Annotated in this window: 13 protein-coding genes; 5 read left to right on the forward strand and 8 right to left on the reverse strand. The window is 71.7% G+C overall.

Annotated features, from left to right (window positions below; translation table 11 throughout):
- Positions 1-6 precede the first annotated feature (6 nt).
- Genes NIE111_RS21535 through NIE111_RS21545 form a run of 3 tightly spaced genes read right to left on the reverse strand, consistent with a single transcriptional unit; the run spans position 7 to position 3,571 of the window.
- Positions 7-2,097 (reverse strand): xanthine dehydrogenase family protein molybdopterin-binding subunit, encoded by a 2,091-nt coding sequence (locus NIE111_RS21535; RefSeq protein WP_238686099.1) that lies wholly within the window; start codon positions 2,095-2,097, stop codon positions 7-9.
- Positions 2,094-3,077, reverse strand: coding sequence for an FAD binding domain-containing protein (locus NIE111_RS21540; protein ID WP_266302355.1), 984 nt, complete (start codon positions 3,075-3,077; stop codon positions 2,094-2,096). Before NIE111_RS21540 ends, NIE111_RS21535 begins: the two co-directional genes overlap by 4 nt.
- Positions 3,074-3,571, reverse strand: a complete 498-nt coding sequence (locus tag NIE111_RS21545) for a 2Fe-2S iron-sulfur cluster-binding protein (RefSeq protein ID WP_238686199.1) — start codon at positions 3,569-3,571, stop codon at positions 3,074-3,076. The genes NIE111_RS21540 and NIE111_RS21545 overlap by 4 nt, the downstream gene beginning before the upstream one ends.
- A 119-nt stretch (positions 3,572-3,690) precedes the next feature.
- On the opposite strand from NIE111_RS21545, the gene NIE111_RS21550 reads away from it, so the two are divergent.
- Positions 3,691-4,260, forward strand: coding sequence for a nucleotidyltransferase family protein (locus NIE111_RS21550; RefSeq protein WP_238686200.1), 570 nt, complete (start codon positions 3,691-3,693; stop codon positions 4,258-4,260).
- Positions 4,261-4,319: 59 nt separating this feature from the next.
- Here the strand turns inward: NIE111_RS21550 and NIE111_RS21555 are convergent, their stop codons facing one another.
- From NIE111_RS21555 to NIE111_RS21570, 4 genes are all read right to left on the reverse strand, one after another.
- Positions 4,320-5,696 (reverse strand): GH1 family beta-glucosidase, encoded by a 1,377-nt coding sequence (locus NIE111_RS21555; RefSeq protein WP_238686100.1) that lies wholly within the window; start codon positions 5,694-5,696, stop codon positions 4,320-4,322.
- 29 nt (positions 5,697-5,725) lie between these two features.
- Entirely contained in the window at positions 5,726-6,565 is an 840-nt protein-coding gene (locus NIE111_RS21560; RefSeq protein WP_238686101.1) for a carbohydrate ABC transporter permease, read from the reverse strand.
- Positions 6,558-7,550, reverse strand: coding sequence for a carbohydrate ABC transporter permease (locus NIE111_RS21565; RefSeq protein WP_238686102.1), 993 nt, complete (start codon positions 7,548-7,550; stop codon positions 6,558-6,560). Before NIE111_RS21565 ends, NIE111_RS21560 begins: the two co-directional genes overlap by 8 nt.
- 70 nt (positions 7,551-7,620) lie before the next feature.
- Entirely contained in the window at positions 7,621-8,919 is a 1,299-nt protein-coding gene (locus NIE111_RS21570; RefSeq protein ID WP_238686103.1) for an ABC transporter substrate-binding protein, read from the reverse strand.
- Between the two features lie 236 nt (positions 8,920-9,155).
- Between NIE111_RS21570 and NIE111_RS21575 the strand changes: the two genes are divergently transcribed.
- Complete coding sequence (locus NIE111_RS21575) at positions 9,156-10,355, forward strand: ROK family transcriptional regulator (RefSeq protein WP_238686104.1); 1,200 nt, start codon at positions 9,156-9,158, stop codon at positions 10,353-10,355.
- A gap of 229 nt (positions 10,356-10,584) precedes the next feature.
- On the forward strand, positions 10,585-13,218 hold the full coding sequence (locus NIE111_RS21580) for a discoidin domain-containing protein (RefSeq protein WP_238686105.1): 2,634 nt from the start codon (positions 10,585-10,587) through the stop codon (positions 13,216-13,218).
- Between the two features lie 108 nt (positions 13,219-13,326).
- Here the strand turns inward: NIE111_RS21580 and NIE111_RS21585 are convergent, their stop codons facing one another.
- Positions 13,327-14,649: a flavin monoamine oxidase family protein gene (locus NIE111_RS21585; protein WP_238686106.1), complete on the reverse strand. Its 1,323-nt coding sequence runs from the start codon at positions 14,647-14,649 to the stop codon at positions 13,327-13,329.
- Positions 14,650-14,993: 344 nt separating this feature from the next.
- On the opposite strand from NIE111_RS21585, the gene NIE111_RS21590 reads away from it, so the two are divergent.
- Entirely contained in the window at positions 14,994-15,350 is a 357-nt protein-coding gene (locus tag NIE111_RS21590) for a YciI family protein (RefSeq protein ID WP_238686107.1), read from the forward strand.
- Positions 15,351-15,352: 2 nt separating this feature from the next.
- Complete coding sequence (locus NIE111_RS21595; protein WP_238686108.1) at positions 15,353-16,561, forward strand: RNA polymerase sigma factor; 1,209 nt, start codon at positions 15,353-15,355, stop codon at positions 16,559-16,561.
- Positions 16,562-16,575: the final 14 nt, after the last annotated feature.

Raw genomic sequence — 16,575 nt, forward strand, 5'->3', positions numbered from 1 at the left:
GCTTATTTAAGCCAAGTCTGATATTCCGATGAGCTTGTCCAGCCGGATCGGCAGCTCCCGGATCCGTACGCCGGTCGCGTGGTGCACGGCGTTGGCGACCGCCGCGGCGGCGCCGACGATGCCGATCTCGCCGACGCCCTTCACCCCGGCCGGGTTCAGCTCGTCGTCGCGCTCGTCCAGCCAGTACGCCTCGATGGACTCCACGTCCGCGCAGCCGGTGATGTGGTACGTGGCCAGGTCGTGGTTGACCCAGTCGCCGTACCGCTCGTCGAGCAGGCCCTCCTCGTGCAGCGCCATCGACAGCCCCATCGTCATGCCGCCGATGAGCTGACTGCGCGCCGTCGTCGGGTTCACCACCCGCCCCGCCGCGAACACCCCGAGCATCCGGTTCAGCCGTACCTCGCCGGTGTCCGCGTCGACCCGCACCTCGACGAACTGCGCCCCGTACGCGTACCGGGGCAGCGCGGGTTGCCCGCCCACCTCCTCGGTGGTGTCCGCCTCGGCGGTCACCTCGCCGGTCGGCGGCCCGCCGTCGTGCAGCTTCTCGCGCAGCGCCTGCGCGGCGCGTATCACCGCCCAGCTCCAGCTCGCGGTCCCCATCGAGCCACCGGCCAGCGCCGCCGTCGGCAGCGCGCTGTCCCCGATGCGGATCTCCACCCGCTCCGGCGGCACTCCGAGCGCGTCGGCGGCCACCTGCCAGATCGCCGTCCGGGCGCCGGTGCCGATGTCGGTGGCGTTGATCTGGACCAGGAAGCTCCCGTCGGGCCGGGCGGTGGCCATCGCCGTTGACGGCCGGGCTCGGGCCGGGTAGCTCGACCCGGCCACCCCGGTCCCGATCAGCCAGCGCCCGTCGCGTCGGGACCGGGGCGACGGGTCACGACCGGACCAGCCGAACCGCTGTGCGCCCTCGCGCAGGCAGGCCACCAGGTTGCGGCTGGTGAACGGGCGTCCCTGGTCGGGGTCGACAGCGGTGTCGTTACGGATGCGCAGCTCCACCGGGTCCATGCCGACGGCGATGGCCAGCTCGTCCACAGCGGACTCCAGGGCGTACGCGCCGGGGCACTCACCGGGGGCGCGCATCCAGAATGGCGTGGGCACGTCGAGGCGGACCAGCCGGTGCGTGGTGCGGCGGTGCGGTGCGGCGTACATGCTGCGGGTGTAGACGGCGGTCTGCTCGGCGAACTCCCGGATGGTCGAGGTCTGGCTGATCGCGTCGTGGCAGATGGCGGTGAGCCGGCCGTCGGTGTCGGCGGCGAGGCGGACCCGCTGGATGGTGGGGGTGCGGTAGCCGACCGGCCCGAACAGTTGCTGGCGGGTCAGCGCCAACTTGACCGGGCGGTCCACGTGCCGGGCGGCGAGGGCGGCCAGCACCACCGACGCCTTGGCGTACCCCTTGCTGCCGAAGCCGCCGCCGACGTGCTCGGCGACGACGCGGATCGACTCCGGCGGCAGCTCGAACAGCTCGGCGAGGGTGGCGCGCACCGGCGTCGCGCCCTGGGTGGAGTCGTGCACCAGGAGTCGACCGTCGTGCCACTGCGCGGTGGTGGCGTGCGGTTCCATCGGGTTGTTGTGGTAAGCCGGCGTCCGGTAGGTGACGTCCACCCGCACCGGGGCGGCCGCGTACCCGGCGTCGAAGTCGCCCTCGGCGGTGTCCGTCGGATAGCTGGGGTTGACCTGGTCCGGCTTGTACAGGCCGGGATGGTCGTCGGTGAGCACTGTGCTGTGCGGGCCGGTGTCGTAGTCGATCCGGACCAGTCGGGCGCCCTCGCGGGCCGCCTCCAGGCTGGTGGCCACCACCACGGCGACGTACTGCCCCCGGTAGTGCACAGTCGGCTCCTGCAACAGCCGCAGCTCCGGCTGCGGGCCGGGCGCCATCCGAGGCGCGTTGCCGTGGTGCACCACGGCCAGCACGCCGGGCGACGCCAACGCCTCGGTCGTGTCGATCCGGGTGATCCGCCCCCGTACCACCGCCGACGGCACCGCCCAGCCGTAGGTGACCCCGTCGATCGGGTACTCCACCGCGTACCGGGCCGTGCCGGTGACCTTCGCCGGGCCTTCGAGGCGGGGGTACGCCCGTCCGACCGCCCCGGTGCTCACGACGACGCCAGTTCGGTGAGCGCCCGCACGGTGATGGCCCGGGTCAGGGGCAGCTTGAAGCCGTTGTGCCGTAAGGGGCGCGCCTCGGCCAGCTCCGCGTCGGCGGCCCGGGCCGCCAGCTCCGGGCTGAACGGACGACCGCGCAGCTCCTCCTCGGCCCGGTACGCCCGCCACGGCCGGTGCGCCACCGCGCCGTACGCCAGACGCACGTCGCGGACCACGTCCCCGTCGAGGTCCAGCACTGCGGCCACCGAGCCGGCGGCGAAGGCGAACGAGGCCCGGTCGCGCACCTTGAGGTACGTCGAGCGGCGCGCGGCCGGTAGGGGCGGCAGCCGCACGGCCGTGATCAGCGCGCCCCGGGCCAGTGTGGTCTCCCGTTCCGGATGGGTGCCGGGGGAGCGGTAGAAGTCGGCGATCCGGACGTCACGGGGGCCGTCGGCGTCGTGCACCTCCACCACCGTGTCGAGCGCGGCTAGCGCGACGGCCAGGTCGGACGGGTGGGTGGCCACGCACTGCTCGGACCAGTCCAGCACCGCCAGGTCGCGGTTCTGGCCGTGCAGAGCGGCGCAACCGCTGCCCGGCTCCCGTTTGTTACACGCCTTGCCGGTGTCCTGGAAGTAGACGCAGCGGGTGCGCTGCAACAGGTTGCCGCCGGTGGTGGCCATGTTGCGCAGCTGTCCGGAGGCGGCGGCGAGCAGGGCGCGGGCCAGCACCGGGTAGTCGCGGCGCACCACCGGGTGGGCGGCGAGGTCGCTGTTGCGGACCGTCGCGCCGATCCGCAACCCACCGTCGGGCAGCTCCTCGACGGTGTCGAGCGGAAGCCGGGTCACGTCGACCAGCACGTCGGGGCGTTGCACCCCGAGCTTCATGAGGTCCACCAGGTTGGTTCCGCCGCCCAGGTAGGCGGCCTGCGGCTCGGCCGCCAGCACGGCGACCGCCTCGGCCACGTCGGCGGGCCGGTGGTAGCGGAACGCCCTCACGAGGACGCCGCCGTCTCGCGCACGGCCGCGACGATGTGCGGGTACGCGGCGCAGCGGCACAGGTTGCCGGCCATCCGCTCGCGGATCTCCGCGTCGGTCAGCTCGGCGGCCGTGTTCAGGTCGTCGGTGACGGCGCTGGGCCAACCTCGGGAGACCTCGTCGAGCATGCCTCGGGCGGAGCAGAGCTGCCCGGGGGTGCAGTAGCCGCACTGGAACGCGTCGTGCGCGATGAAAGCGGCCTGCAACGGGGACAGCTCGTCCGGCCCGGCCAGCCCTTCGACGGTCAGCACCGACCGGCCGTCCACGGTGACCGCGAAGACCAGGCAGCTCTTCACCCGCCGGCCGTCGAGGAGCACCGTGCAGGAGCCGCACTGGCCGTGGTCGCAGCCCTTCTTCGCCCCGGTCAGGTCGAGGTGCTCGCGCAGCGCGTCGAGCAGTGTGGTGCGGTTGTCCAGGGTCACCTCGCGGGACGCGCCGTTGACCTCGACCGTCACCCGGGACGAGTGGCGCTCGTCGATCGTCGTCGCGTTCTCTCCTCCGCCCTGCACGGGCCCAGACTAGCTTTGTCAGTATATTTCAGGGCGAATAACGCAAAGCCCTTCGTACGGGGGTGATGCCGGTGACGGCCGGGCTGCTGCTGGCGGCCGGCGCCGGGCGGCGGTACGGCCGCCCGAAGGCGCTGGTCGAGCTGGACGGCGTGCCGCTGGTGCGGCGCGGGATCACGCTGCTCAGCGACGGCGGTTGCACGCCCGTGCACGTGGTGCTCGGCGCGGGCGCCGACCAGATGCCCGATCTGCCCGGCGCGGTACTGGTCCGGCACGATCGCTGGTTCGACGGACTGGGCTCGTCGCTGCTGAAGGGCCTGGCCTCGCTGCCAGCCGCCGCGCCGGCCGCCGTCGTGGTCCTCGTCGACCAGCCGCTGCTCAGCCCGATCGCGGTGCGCCGGGTGCGCGCGGCATACGCCGACGGTGCGGTCATAGCGGTCGCCACCTACGCCGGCCGGCGCGGACACCCGATCCTGCTGACTCGACGAACCTGGCCGCTGCTGAGCGGGTACGCCGTCGGCGACCGGGGCGCTCGCGACCTGCTGCGCGACCGACCGGACCTGGTGGTCGAGGTGCCCTGTGACGACGTCGGGTCCCCGGTCGACGTGGACACCCCGGCCGACCTGCCCCGGATCTGAGCGCCGCCGAGCGGCCGCCCGGGGTCGACACCCCGGGCGGCCGCTCGCGCCGCCCCCGATCAGGCCACCGGTGCGGCCGTCCCGGTCGTACGGGCGAGCCGCTGGTGGGCGCGGATCAACTCGGCGTAGCGCAGACCGCTGGCCTTCATCGTCCGACGCTGGGTGGTGTAGTCGACGTGCACCAGCCCGAAGCGCTTGTCGTAGCCGTACGCCCACTCGAAGTTGTCCAGCAACGACCAGACGAAGTAGCCGTCCAGGGGAACCCCTCGGGCCACCGCCGCCGCGCACGCGGCCAGGTGCTGCTCCAGGTGGTCGGTGCGTTCCTTGTCCTCCACCGTGCCGTCCGGGGTGACCTCGTCCGGCCACGCCGAGCCACTCTCGGTGACGATGATCCGGCTAGGCCGGTACTCCTCGTGCACGTCGACGAGTAGCCGCTCCAGGCCCGCCGGGTACATTTCCCAGCCCATCGCGGTCTCCACCGAACCGGGCACCGGCACCTGCCGGGCGTACGGGGCCGCGCCGGTCGGGTCGTCGACCACCAGCTGACGGAAGTAGTAGTTCACCCCGAGGAAGTCCGTCGGCGTGGCGATCACCGCCAGGTCGTCGCCACGTACCGGCGGCTCGACCCCGTAGGTGGCGATCATGTCGGCCGGGTAGCCACGCCCGTGGATCGGGTCCAGCCACCACCTGTTGACGTGTCCGTCCGCCCGGCGGGCCGCCGCGACGTCCTCGGGTCGGTCGGTCGCCGCCTCGATCGGGCTGAGGTTGACCACCAGACCGACCGAGGCCGGCCGGGCGGCGTTGGCGCGGATCGCCTGGGTGGCCAGGCCGTGCCCGAGCAGCACGTGGTGCGAGGCGTGCACCGCCCGGGTAAGGTCCCGCTCGCCGGGGGCCATGTTGCCCTCCAGGTGCCCGATCCAGCACACGCAGAGCGGCTCGTTGACGGTGCACCAGTCGGCGACCCGGTCACCGAGGCGGGCGGCCACCACCGCCGCGTAGTCGGCGAACGCCTCGGCGGTGGCGCGCTCCGGCCAACCACCCTGGTCCTGCAGGACCTGCGGCAGGTCCCAGTGGTAGAGCGTGACGAACGGTCGGATCCCGTCGGTGAGCAACGTGTCGACGAGCCGGTCGTAGAAGTCGAGCCCGGCGGCGTTGACCCGCCCGACGCCGTCGGGCATGACCCGGGGCCAGGCCACCGAGAAACGGTACGCTTCCACGCCGAGTCGGCGCGCCAGCGCCAGGTCCTCCGGCCACCGGTGGTAGTGGTCGCACGCCACCGCGCCGGTGTCGCCGTTGTCGACAGTCCCGGGGGTCGCCGAGAAGGTGTCCCAGATGGACGGCGCCCGGCCGTCGACGTCGACGGCCCCCTCGATCTGGTACGCCGCCGTGGCGACACCCCAGAGGAAGTCGGGTGGCAGCTTGGACAGGTCGGGCACGGGTCGGTTCTCCTCTGGGTGTGGATGACTCACTTGACAGCGCCGGCGGTGAGGCCGGCGACGAAGTAGCGCTGTAGGGCCAGGAACCCGACGACGACCGGGATGCTGACCACCAGTGAGGCGGCCATGATCTGGTTCCAGTAGACGTTGAACTGGGTGGAGTAGCCCTGCAGGCCGACGGCCAGGGTGCGGCTGCCCTCGTCGGTCATCACCGAGGCGAAGAGCACCTCGCCCCACGCGGTCATGAACGCGTACACGGTGACCGCGACGACACCGGGCACGGCGGCCGGCAGGATGACCTGGAACAAGGTGCGCAGCGGCCCTGCGCCGTCGACCTGCGCCGCCTCGTCCAGCCCCCGGGGGATCGAGTCGAAGTAGCCGACCAGCATCCAGATCGAGAACGGCAGCGAGAAGGTCAGGTACGTGATGATCAGGCCGGTGCGGCTGGCGTACAGCTCGATGCCTGTGGCGTTGCCCAGGTTGACGTAGATGAGGAACAGCGGCAGCAGGAACAGGATGCCGGGGAACATCTGCGTGGACAGCACCGTGACCGAGAAGAGGCCCCGGCCGCGGAACCGGTACCGGCTGACCGCGAACGCGGCGAAGATGGCCACCGCCACCGAGCAGATCGCCGCGATGCTGGACACCACCAGGCTGTTCACCAGGTACCGGGCCAGCGGCACGGTGCTCCACATGTCGATGAACGGTTGCAGGGTGGGCCGGCTGGGCCACCAGGTGAAGCCGTTCTGCACGTCCTGCAACGGCTTCGCCGCCGAGGTGACCATCACGTAGAGCGGGATGACGACGAAGAGGGTGAGCAGGGTCAGCACGATGCGCCGGCCCCAACGCTCACCGGCGGTCTCACGCATGGTCGTCCCTCCGACGGTTGGTGATCAGCAGGTACGCGGCCGAGACGACCAGCAGGAACAGCAGCAGCGCCACCGACATCGCCGACCCGGAGCCGAAGTCCCAGGTCTTGAAGGAGCTGCGGTAGATGTGGATGGAGATCAGGTCTGCCTGCTCGGGCGCGGAACCGCCGAACAGCACGAACGGGGTGTTGAAGTCGTTGAACGTCCACAGGAACAGCACCAGCAGCAGCACCAGGTTGACCGGCCGCAGCATCGGCAGGGTGACCGAGCGCAGTCGGCGCCAGAACCCGGCGCCGTCGATGGCGGCGGCTTCGTACAGCTCACCGGGCACGTTCTGCAACCCGGCCATGAGGCACAGGAACGCGAACGGCCAGTTGCGCCAGACCGACACCACCAGCAGCGACCAGAAGCTGTTGTCGCCGATCAACCAGAACGGCCGTTCGTTCATCAGCCCGAGCTGGTCCACGAGTACGTGGTTGACCAGGCCGGTGTCGCGTTGGAGCAGGAAACTCCAGGTGATCACGGCGGCGTAGACCGGCAGCGCGTACGGGGTGAGGAACAGCGCCCGCAGGATCGCGCGTCCACGGAACGGCCGTTGCAGGACCACCGCCGCCGAGATGCCGAGCAGCCAGGCGAACCCGACCGAGAGCAGGCTGTAGGCCAGGGTGATCCAGAACGAGTGCAGCAGTTCCTTGCCGGCGGCGCTGTTGAGGTCGAGCGTCGCCCGGTAGTTCTCCAGCCCGATGAAGGGCGCGGTGGACCAGTCACGGATGTGGAACTGGGTCAGCTCCAGCAGGCTCATCCAGACCCCGACCACCATCGGGATCACGTGGATGGCGAGTTCCAGCACGACGGCCGGTGCGAGCAGCAGGTACGGCAGGAGCGAGCGGCGGGGGCCGCGGGGCCGGCGGGCCGGCCGCCGGGCCGGGTCGCCGGCCCGGGGTTCGCGTCGGTCGGCGTCCGGCGCGGTGGTGCTGGTTGCCATCGGGGTCCTCTCGGAGGCGGTGGCCATGGTCGGGCTCAGCGCCCGACCACGGCCACCGGTGACGCCTGGGTCAGCGCATCTTCTGCTGCGCGTCGGTCAGCTTGGCCTTCACCGACGCCTCGGTGACCGGCTTGCCGCTGGCCGCGTCGGCGAACAGCTCCTTCATCGCGGTGCCGACCAGGGTCTCGAAGGTGCTCTCATCGGGGACCTGCGGCAGCGGAGCCGCGGTGGTGACAAGGGTCTCCTGGATGGTCTTCTGCTCGGTGGCGCTGAACGCCGGGTCGGAGGCAGCGGTCTTCACCGCCGGCAGCGAGCCGTACGTCTTGTTGAGGATCGTCTGCTCCTCGTCGCTGGTCATGAACTTCACGAAGCTCAGCGCGCCGTCCTTGTTCTTGGTGTGCTTGAAGACCGCCATGTTGATCCCGGCGACCATGCTGTTGACCTTCTTGCCGCCAGCCGGCGGGCTGGCCAGGAACGGCACCGGGGCCACCCCGTACGCGTCGGCGGGCATGTTCTGCGTCTTCAGGTTCGACCCGGCGGACTGCCACAGCAGCATGGCGGCCTTGCCGTTGGCGAAGTCGGAGACCGACTGGTTCTGCGCGTACTCGGCGTTGCTCGGGTTGGTGATCTTGTCGGCGGCCATGAAGTCGATGTACCGCTTGATCGCCGAGACGTTCTGCGGGGTGTCGAAGGTCGGCTTGCCGGCCGAGTCGAACCACTCGCCGCCGTACTGCTGGCTGAAGGTGAAGGCGTGGTGGGCGTTCTCCGACGGGTTGGCCCCCTCGATAGCCAGGCCCCACTTGCCGCCGGTGCTCAGCTTCTTGCCGTACTCGGCGAGCTGCTCCCACGTGGTCGGCGGCGCGGTGATGCCGGCGTCGGCGAACGACTTCTTGTTGTAGTACAGGCTGTACGCCATGCTGTAGAGCGGCACGGCGGCCGGCGGCTTGCCGGGGGCGCCGGCGGCGGCGAGCGCGGCGGGCACGATCCGGTCCTTGCCTCCGACGGCCTGCAGGGCGGCGTCGTCGAACTCGACCAGCGCGCCGGTGGCCTGCAGCGACGCCGACCAGGTGTTGCCGATGTTGACCACGTCCGGGCCCTTGCCGGAGGCGGCGGCGGCCAGCAGGCGGTTGAGCAGATCCGACCAGGGGACCACCTCGACGGTGACCTTGATCCCGCTCTGCTTCTCGAACTTGTCCAACTCCGGCTGGAGAATGGTCTTGTCGGCCTCCAGGCTGGCGCCCTGGTTGCTGGCCCAGTAGGTGAGCGTCTTCGGCGATGCGGCGGAGTCGTCGCCGGAGCCTCCGCAGGCGGTCAGCGAGGCGGCCGCCAGTACGGCGGCGGTGAATATCCCGAGGTGTCGTCTCGACACGGGTCAGCCCTTCCGGTGCGTGGTGGGGGTCCGCCGGCCTTCGTCACCGATAGGGGTCGGGCGACGGGGGGCCGGCTGCGGACAGGGTTCGGGGGTGCGCCGTCGGGGTCCGTCGGCGTTTCCCGGGAGTTACATCACGGCTTAATTTATGTCGTCATTAAAGTTGCTGGCCGGTGGGTCGTCAAGCACGAGGCGGTTACAGTCGCCTCGAACGGCCGACGGGAACGAGGTGACGAGTGGAGCTGGCGCGTGCCACCAACCGCAGCGTGCGGTTGCGCAACCGGTCCGCCCTGCTGACCAAGCTCTTCCTGGACGGCCCGCTCACCCGGCAGGACCTGGTGCGCAGCACCGGGCTGAGCCAACCCGCGGTCAGCAACGTGGTGGCCGACATGATCGACGAAGGGCTGGTCGCCGAGGTCGGCGCCGCCGAGTCCGACGGCGGCCGGCCCAGCATGCTGCTGCGGATCGCGCCCCGCTTCGCCTTCCTGATCGGCGTGGACGTCGGCGAGACCCGGGTCCGGGTGGAGCTGTTCGACTTCGCGATGACCCTGCTGGCCAGCGTCGAGTACCCGCTCGACCCGGCCCGCACCGAGCCCGACCTGGTGGCCGGGCACGTGCTGGCCGGCATCGAGGCGGTCACCGGCCAGGCCGGGGTGGCCCCCGGCGACGTGCTCGGCGTCGGCATCGGTGTCTCCGGCGTGGTCGAGCAGGGCACCGAGGCCGTCGTGCACGCCCAGGCCCTCGGCTGGGACCGGGTGCCGCTGGAGCGTCTGATCGGCGCTGGCACCGACCTTCCGCTGCACATCGACAACGGCGCGAAGACCCTCGGCCAGGCCGAGATGTGGTTCGGCGCCGGCCGTGGCGCCCGGCACGCCGTCTTCGCGCTTGTCGGCTCCGGGGTGGGCGCGTCGGTGGTGACCAACGGCGCCACCTACCGGGGCGCGTCCAGCAGCGCGGGGGAGTGGGGGCACACCACCCTGGTGTACGGCGGCCGGGTCTGCCGGTGCGGCGCGCGCGGGTGCCTGGAGGCGTACGTGGGCGCGGAGGCGATCATCGACCGCTACCGGGAGGCGCGCCGGGGTCGACCGGTGCCGGGCGACGATGAGGAGTCTCAGATCGCCGCGCTGGTCGCCGCCGCCGAGACCTCGGCCACCGCCCGACGGGTGCTGGAGGACACCGCCGGGTACCTCGGCGCCGGGGTGGCCAACCTGATCAACCTGTTCAACCCGGAGCGCGTGGTGCTCGGCGGCTGGGCGGCGATGGCCCTCGGCGACCTGCTGCCGGCCGTGCGGGAGGCCGCCGGTCGGCAGGCGCTGCGCCAGCCGTACGAGCAGGCGTCGATCGAGCTGTGCCGGCTCGGGGTCGACGCGGTGGCGCTGGGCGCGGCAACTCTCCCGATCGCCCGCTTCCTCACCGAGGGTGGCGTCCGCCGCTGAGCGGGAACGACTGCTGCGCCGTCGGCAAATTACCCAAAAAGAATCCTCGGGATAAATAACGAAGTTATAGATCGATGTCTTGACGCCGTCGCAATCTCGCCGCAACACTCCTACGAGAGCGCTCTCCGACCCGCGACGCCGCATCGGCGGCACCACCCACGGCGCCACGGGGCGAGCCGATCCCATCCACGCGGCACCCCCTCGTAGCCCCCTATCGACAGGCGATGTCATGACATCTCATGCAATATCCGTACGCCCGCGTCCTCGACGCGTCGTCCGGCATCTGCTGGTCGGGCTCACCGTGGCCCTGGTCGCGGCGCTCACCCCGACCGGTGCCACAGCTCCCGCGCAGGCCGCACCCACCCTGCTGTCCCAGGGCCGCCCCGCCACCGCCTCGTCCAGCGAGAACGCCGGCACCTCGGCCTCCGCGGCCGTCGACGGCAACACCGGCACCCGCTGGGCCAGCGCGTTCAGCGACCCACAATGGCTCCAGGTCGACCTGGGCGCCCGGGCCACCATCAGTCAGGTGAACCTGCTCTGGGAGGGCGCCTACGGCCGGGCCTTCCAGCTCCAGACCTCCGACGACGGTGCCACCTGGACGACGATCTACTCGACCACCGCCGGCACCGGCGGCACCCAGAACCTCACCGTCACCGGCGCCGGCCGCTACGTACGCATGAACGGCACCGCCCGGGGCACCGGCTACGGCTACTCGCTCTGGGAGTTCCAGGTGTACGGCGAGACCGGCGGCAGCACGCCGACCTGCGGCAGCACCAACGTCGCGCAGGGCGGCCCGGCGACCGCCTCGTCCAGCCAGGACGCCGGCCTCGCGGCGTCCGCGGCGGTCGACGGCAACCCGGGCACCCGCTGGGCCAGCACCGCCAGCGACCCGCAGTGGTTGCGCGTCGACCTCGGCAGCACCCGCACCATCTGCCGGGTGGTTCTCACCTGGGAGGCCGCGTACGCCCGGGCCTTCCAGCTCCAGACCTCGGCCGACGGGGCCACCTGGACGACGATCTACTCCACCACTACGGCCACCGGCGGCACGCAGTCCCTCACCGTCACCGGCAGCGGGCGCTACCTGCGGATGCACGGCACCGCCCGGGGCACCGCCTACGGCTACTCGCTGTGGGAGCTGGCGGTGAACACGACCGGCGGCACCAGTGAACCCCCGGTCGGCACTACCGACCCGTACAACCCCAACCTCGGGCCGAACACCTACGTCTTCGACCCGAGCACGCCGACGTCGACCATCCAGAGTCGACTGAACACCCTCTTCACCCAGCAGGAGACCAACCAGTTCGGCCCGCAGCGCCACGCGGTGCTGTTCAAGCCCGGCAACTACACCGCCGACGTCAACCTCGGCTTCTTCACCCAGGTCGCCGGCCTCGGCATGAGCCCCGACGACGTCAACCTCAACGGCCACGTGCGTGCCGAGGCGTTCTGGTTCGGCGGCAACGCCACCCAGAACTTCTGGCGGGCCGCCGAGAACCTGTCGGTCACCCTGCCCGCCGGGCAGACCGTGGAGCGGTGGGCGGTGTCGCAGGCGGCGCCGTACCGGCGGATGCACCTGCGCGGCGCGCAGAACCAGATCCAGCTCTGGAACGGCGGCGACGGCTGGTCCAGCGGTGGCCTGATGGCCGACACCCGCATCGACGGCCTGGTCGTCTCCGGTTCGCAGCAGCAGTGGTACTCCCGCAACAGCGAGTTCGGTAACGGCTGGACCGGCTCGGTGTGGAACATGGTCTTCCAGGGCGTCAACGGCGCTCCCGCGCCGAGCTTTCCCAACCCGTCGCACACCGTCATCCCGCAGACCCCACAGATACGGGAGAAGCCGTTCCTCTACGTCGACGGCACCGGTGAGTACCGGGTCTTCGTGCCCGCGCTGCGCACCAACTCGACAGGCACCAGCTGGTACAACAAGACCCCGGCCGGCTCGTCCATCTCGCTGTCGCAGTTCTTCGTGGTCCAGCCCGGCACCAGCGCCGCCACCATCAACGCGGCCCTCGCCCAGGGGCGGCACCTGCTCTTCACCCCGGGCGTGCACCACGTCACCGAGCCGATCCAGGTCAACCGGGCCGACACCGTCGTCCTCGGTCTCGGCCTGGCCACCATCCAGGCCGACAACGGCGCGGTGGGCATGCGGGTGGCCGATGTGGACGGTGTGAAGGTGGCCGGCATCATGTTCGAGGCCGGCACGACGAACTCGCCGGTGCTGATGGAGGTCGGGCCGTCCGGCTCGTCCGCGAGCCACGCCAGCAACCCGACCTCGCTGCACGATGTGTTCTTCCGCATCGGCGGGCCCCACGTCGGCAAGGCCACCAACACGTTGACCGTCAACAGCGACAACGTGATCGGCGACCACATGTGGCTGTGGCGGGCCGACCACGCGGCCAGCGGCGTACCGACCGGGTGGACGCTGAACACCGCCGACACCGGGCTCACTGTCAACGGCGACAACGTCACCATGTACGGCCTCTTCGTCGAGCACTACCAGAAGTACCAGACCATCTGGAACGGCAACGGCGGGCGGACGTACTTCTACCAGAACGAACTGCCCTACGACCCGCCCAACCAGGCGGCCTGGATGAACGGGTCGACCCGGGGCTACGCCGCGTACAAGGTGGCCGATTCGGTGACCAGCCACCAGGCGTTCGGGCTGGGCAGCTACAGCTACTTCAACGTCAACCCCGCCGTCGTGGAGGAGCGGGCCTTCGAGGTGCCCACCAACCCGAACGTGCGCTTCACGAACATGGTCACCGTCTCGCTCGGAGGCGTCGGCACCATCAACCGGGTGATCAACAACGCCGGTGGCACCGCGAACGCGGCCAACCAGCAGGTGTACCTGACCACCTATCCCTGACCGGGGTGCCCGCGCCGGCCCGGTCCTCTGTGATCGGGTCGGCCGGGTAGCACCCAGGGCCGTGGCCGGCCCGGTCCCGCCGAGACCGGGCCGGCGCGGTCGTGCCGCTCAGCCGGTCAGCACCTCGGCCGCCGCCCGTTCACCGGCGAGCACCGCGCCCTCCAGGTAGCCACTCCAGCGGGTGGCCGTCTCGGTGCCCGCCCAGTACACCCGCCCCACCGGCGTCCGCAGGTGCGGGCCGTACGTCCGCCACGTGCCCGGGGTGAACGCACCGGAGAAACAGCCCCGGGTCCACTCGTCGGCCGACCAGTCGTACTCGACGAGATCCACCGGGTCCTCGGCGCGCGGCCCGACCACGCTGGCGAACGCCTCCAGCAGGCATCGTCGACGCCGCGCGGAGGACATGCCGCGCAGCGTGGCGGCGTCGGTGGAGTAGCTGAACCCGGTCAGCACCCCGGTCGGTGAGGTGGGGGTGGAGTTGTCGACCGTCTCGGTGAGCGGACCGGCGCTGGTGGTGGCCACCCCGGAGCGCCCGTCGGCACGCCAGAACGGCTCCGGGTAGACGGCGTGCACCTTCAGCGCCGAACCCATCGGCATGCGCTGGGTGAGCCCGTCGCGCAACGGGGGCAGCGGCGGGTCGTACTGGATCCGGCCGGCCAGTGCCGGGGCCAGCGCGACCACCACGGCATCGCCGTCGACGCGCCCGGTGTCGGTCCACGCCGTCGCGCCGGCGGCTGTCTGTTCGATGGCCCGCACCGGCGCGGCCAGCGTCAGCGCGCCGGGCGGCAGGGCGGTGGCCATCCGTTCGGCAAGCGTCGGCGGCCCGCCCACGATCCGGTCCTGCTGCGCGCCGCCGGCCATCCCCAGCAACGGCCCGGTCCCGCCGGCGCTGCGCAGGTAGAACAGCAGGTGCAACAGGGACAGCTCGTCAGCGCCGGTGGCCAGCAGCCCGCCGGCGAGCACCCGCCCCAGGTAGTCGGCGGTGTCGTCGTCCCCGGCCGTGGCGGCGAGCCACCCGCCGAGGGTCGTCCGGTCCCACAGTGCGGCCTCCGGCGTCGCCCAGGGTGCGGCCGGGTCCAGTCGTGCGGCGTACTCGTCGAGCAGACCGAGCACCCGGCCCACCTGTGCGGGCGGCTCGGCCCGGGGCGCACCGGCCCAGAGCACTGTGGGCGCGCCGACCGATGCCGAGGCGAAGGTGGCCAACCCGTGCTCGGCGACCAACGCGTACATCCGGTCCTGGGTCGGCCCGATCCACTGCGCCCCCAGGTCGAGTTGCGTGAGCTCGGGCAGCCATCGGGTCAGCACCCGACCGCCCACCCGGTCTCGGGCCTCCAACAATCGCACCTGGGCGCCGGCACGGGTGAGCGCCAGCGCGGCGGCGAGCCCGGAGAAGCCGGCGCCGACCACGACCACCCGCAAGCCGTCGACCACACCGGGGTCTACCCACAACCGTCGCAGGCATGGCTACCAGCCCTGGTCGCGGCGCTGACGGACCGTACGCCTGTCCTGCGTCCTTTGCTCTGCACCCGCCGAGGCACCACCCGTGTCTGCGCATCGTCGCCTCCGCGGGTGCAGAGCAAAGGGCAGCCCGACGCCGGGGCCCGGGTCGGCCGCCGGGGCAGTGTCGCGTCGGCGGGTGCAGAGCAAAGGGCACGCCGACGCCGGGGCCGGCCCGGCCACCGAGAAACTTTCCGCCGGCCTGTCGATTCGGGCAGCGGCCGATCGTGTGGAGGATGAGAGGTCGGCGACGGGCCGGCCGTCCGTGAGGAGGAACGATGACGCGCTACCTGCTCAGCATCCACCAGCCGCAGGGTGAGCTGCCGCCGGAGCCGGAGTTCCTGGCCGGGGTGATGCGTCAGCTCGGCGAGCTGCGCGACGAGTTGGCGTCCACCGGGTCGTGGGTCTTCGGGCAGGGCCTGCACGGCCCGGAGACCGCCACCGTGCTGCGGCCTCGCGACGGCGAGGTGCTCATCACCGACGGACCGTTCGTGGAGGGCAAGGAGTACCTGGGCGGCATCACGATCATCGACGTGCCGGACCTGGACGCCGCCCTGCACTGGGGTCGCCGCTACGCGCTGGCCACGACCCTGCCGATCGAGGTGCGCCCCTTCCACGCCGGGGCCGGCGACTGACAGTGCTCGACGTGGAGGCGGTGTTCCGCGCGGAGTACGGCCGTGCGGTTGCCGTCCTGGTTCGCCTCCTCGGCGACATCGACCTCGCCGAGGAGGCCGTCCAGGAGGCTTTCGTCGTCGCGGCGGCGCGCTGGCCGACAACCGGCCTGCCGCCCAGTCCGGCCGGCTGGATCATCACCACGGCCCGGAACCGGGCGATCGACCGGCTGCGCCGCGACGCGTCCCGTGTCGACCGGCACGCCCAGGCGGCCCTGCTGTACGCCGCCGACAGTCCCGCCGAGGAGGGACCGGTGCACGACGACCGGCTACGGCTAATCTTCACCTGCTGCCATCCGGCGCTCGCCCCGGGCACCCGGGTCGCGCTCACCCTGCGGCTGCTCGGCGGACTGAGCACCGCCGAGATCGCCCGAGCCTTCCTGGTGCCGGAGCCGACCATGGCGCAGCGGCTGGTCCGCGCCAAGTCGAAGATTCGTAACGCCGGGATCCCGTACCGGGTGCCCCGTGACGCCGACCTGCCCGACCGGCTGGACGGCGTCCTCGCGGTGCTCTACCTGATCTTCAACGAGGGATATACGGCCAGCGCCGGCCCGCACCTGGTCCGCGCCGAGTTGTGCGCCGAGGCGATCCGGTTGACCAGGCTGCTGGTGGAGCTGATGCCGGACGAACCGGAGGCGCTCGGCCTGCTCGCCCTGATGCTCCTGACCGAAGCCCGCCGGGCGACGCGGACCACCACCGACGGCGAGCTGGTGCCGCTGGCCGAGCAGGACCGGCGCGGGTGGGACAGCGCCTTGATCGCCGAAGGTCAGGCCCTGGTCCGCCGCTGCCTGCGCCGCGACCGGCCCGGCCCGTACCAGATCCAGGCCGCGATCGCCGCCGTGCACACGGCCGGGCGGAGCGCCGCCGACACCGACTGGGCGCAGATCCTTCAGCTGTACGACCAACTGAGGGTTGTCGCCCCCAGCCCGGTGGTGGCGCTGAACCGGGCCGTCGCGCTCGCCGAGGTGTCCGGTGCGGCGGTCGCGCTGACCGAGGTGAACCGCCTCGACCTGGTCGGCTTCCACGTCTACCACGTGGTCCGCGCCGACCTGCTGGCTCGGCTCGGCCGAGGCGGCGAGGCCGTCGAGGCGTACCGGACGGCCGTCGCCCTGACGGACAACGCGGCCGAACGGGCCTTCCTCACCGCACGCGCGACGGCCCTGGCGACGCCCTGAGGGCGGTTTGCCGC

This window comes from Micromonospora hortensis (assembly GCF_022230935.1).
GTDB lineage: Bacteria > Actinomycetota > Actinomycetes > Mycobacteriales > Micromonosporaceae > Micromonospora > Micromonospora hortensis.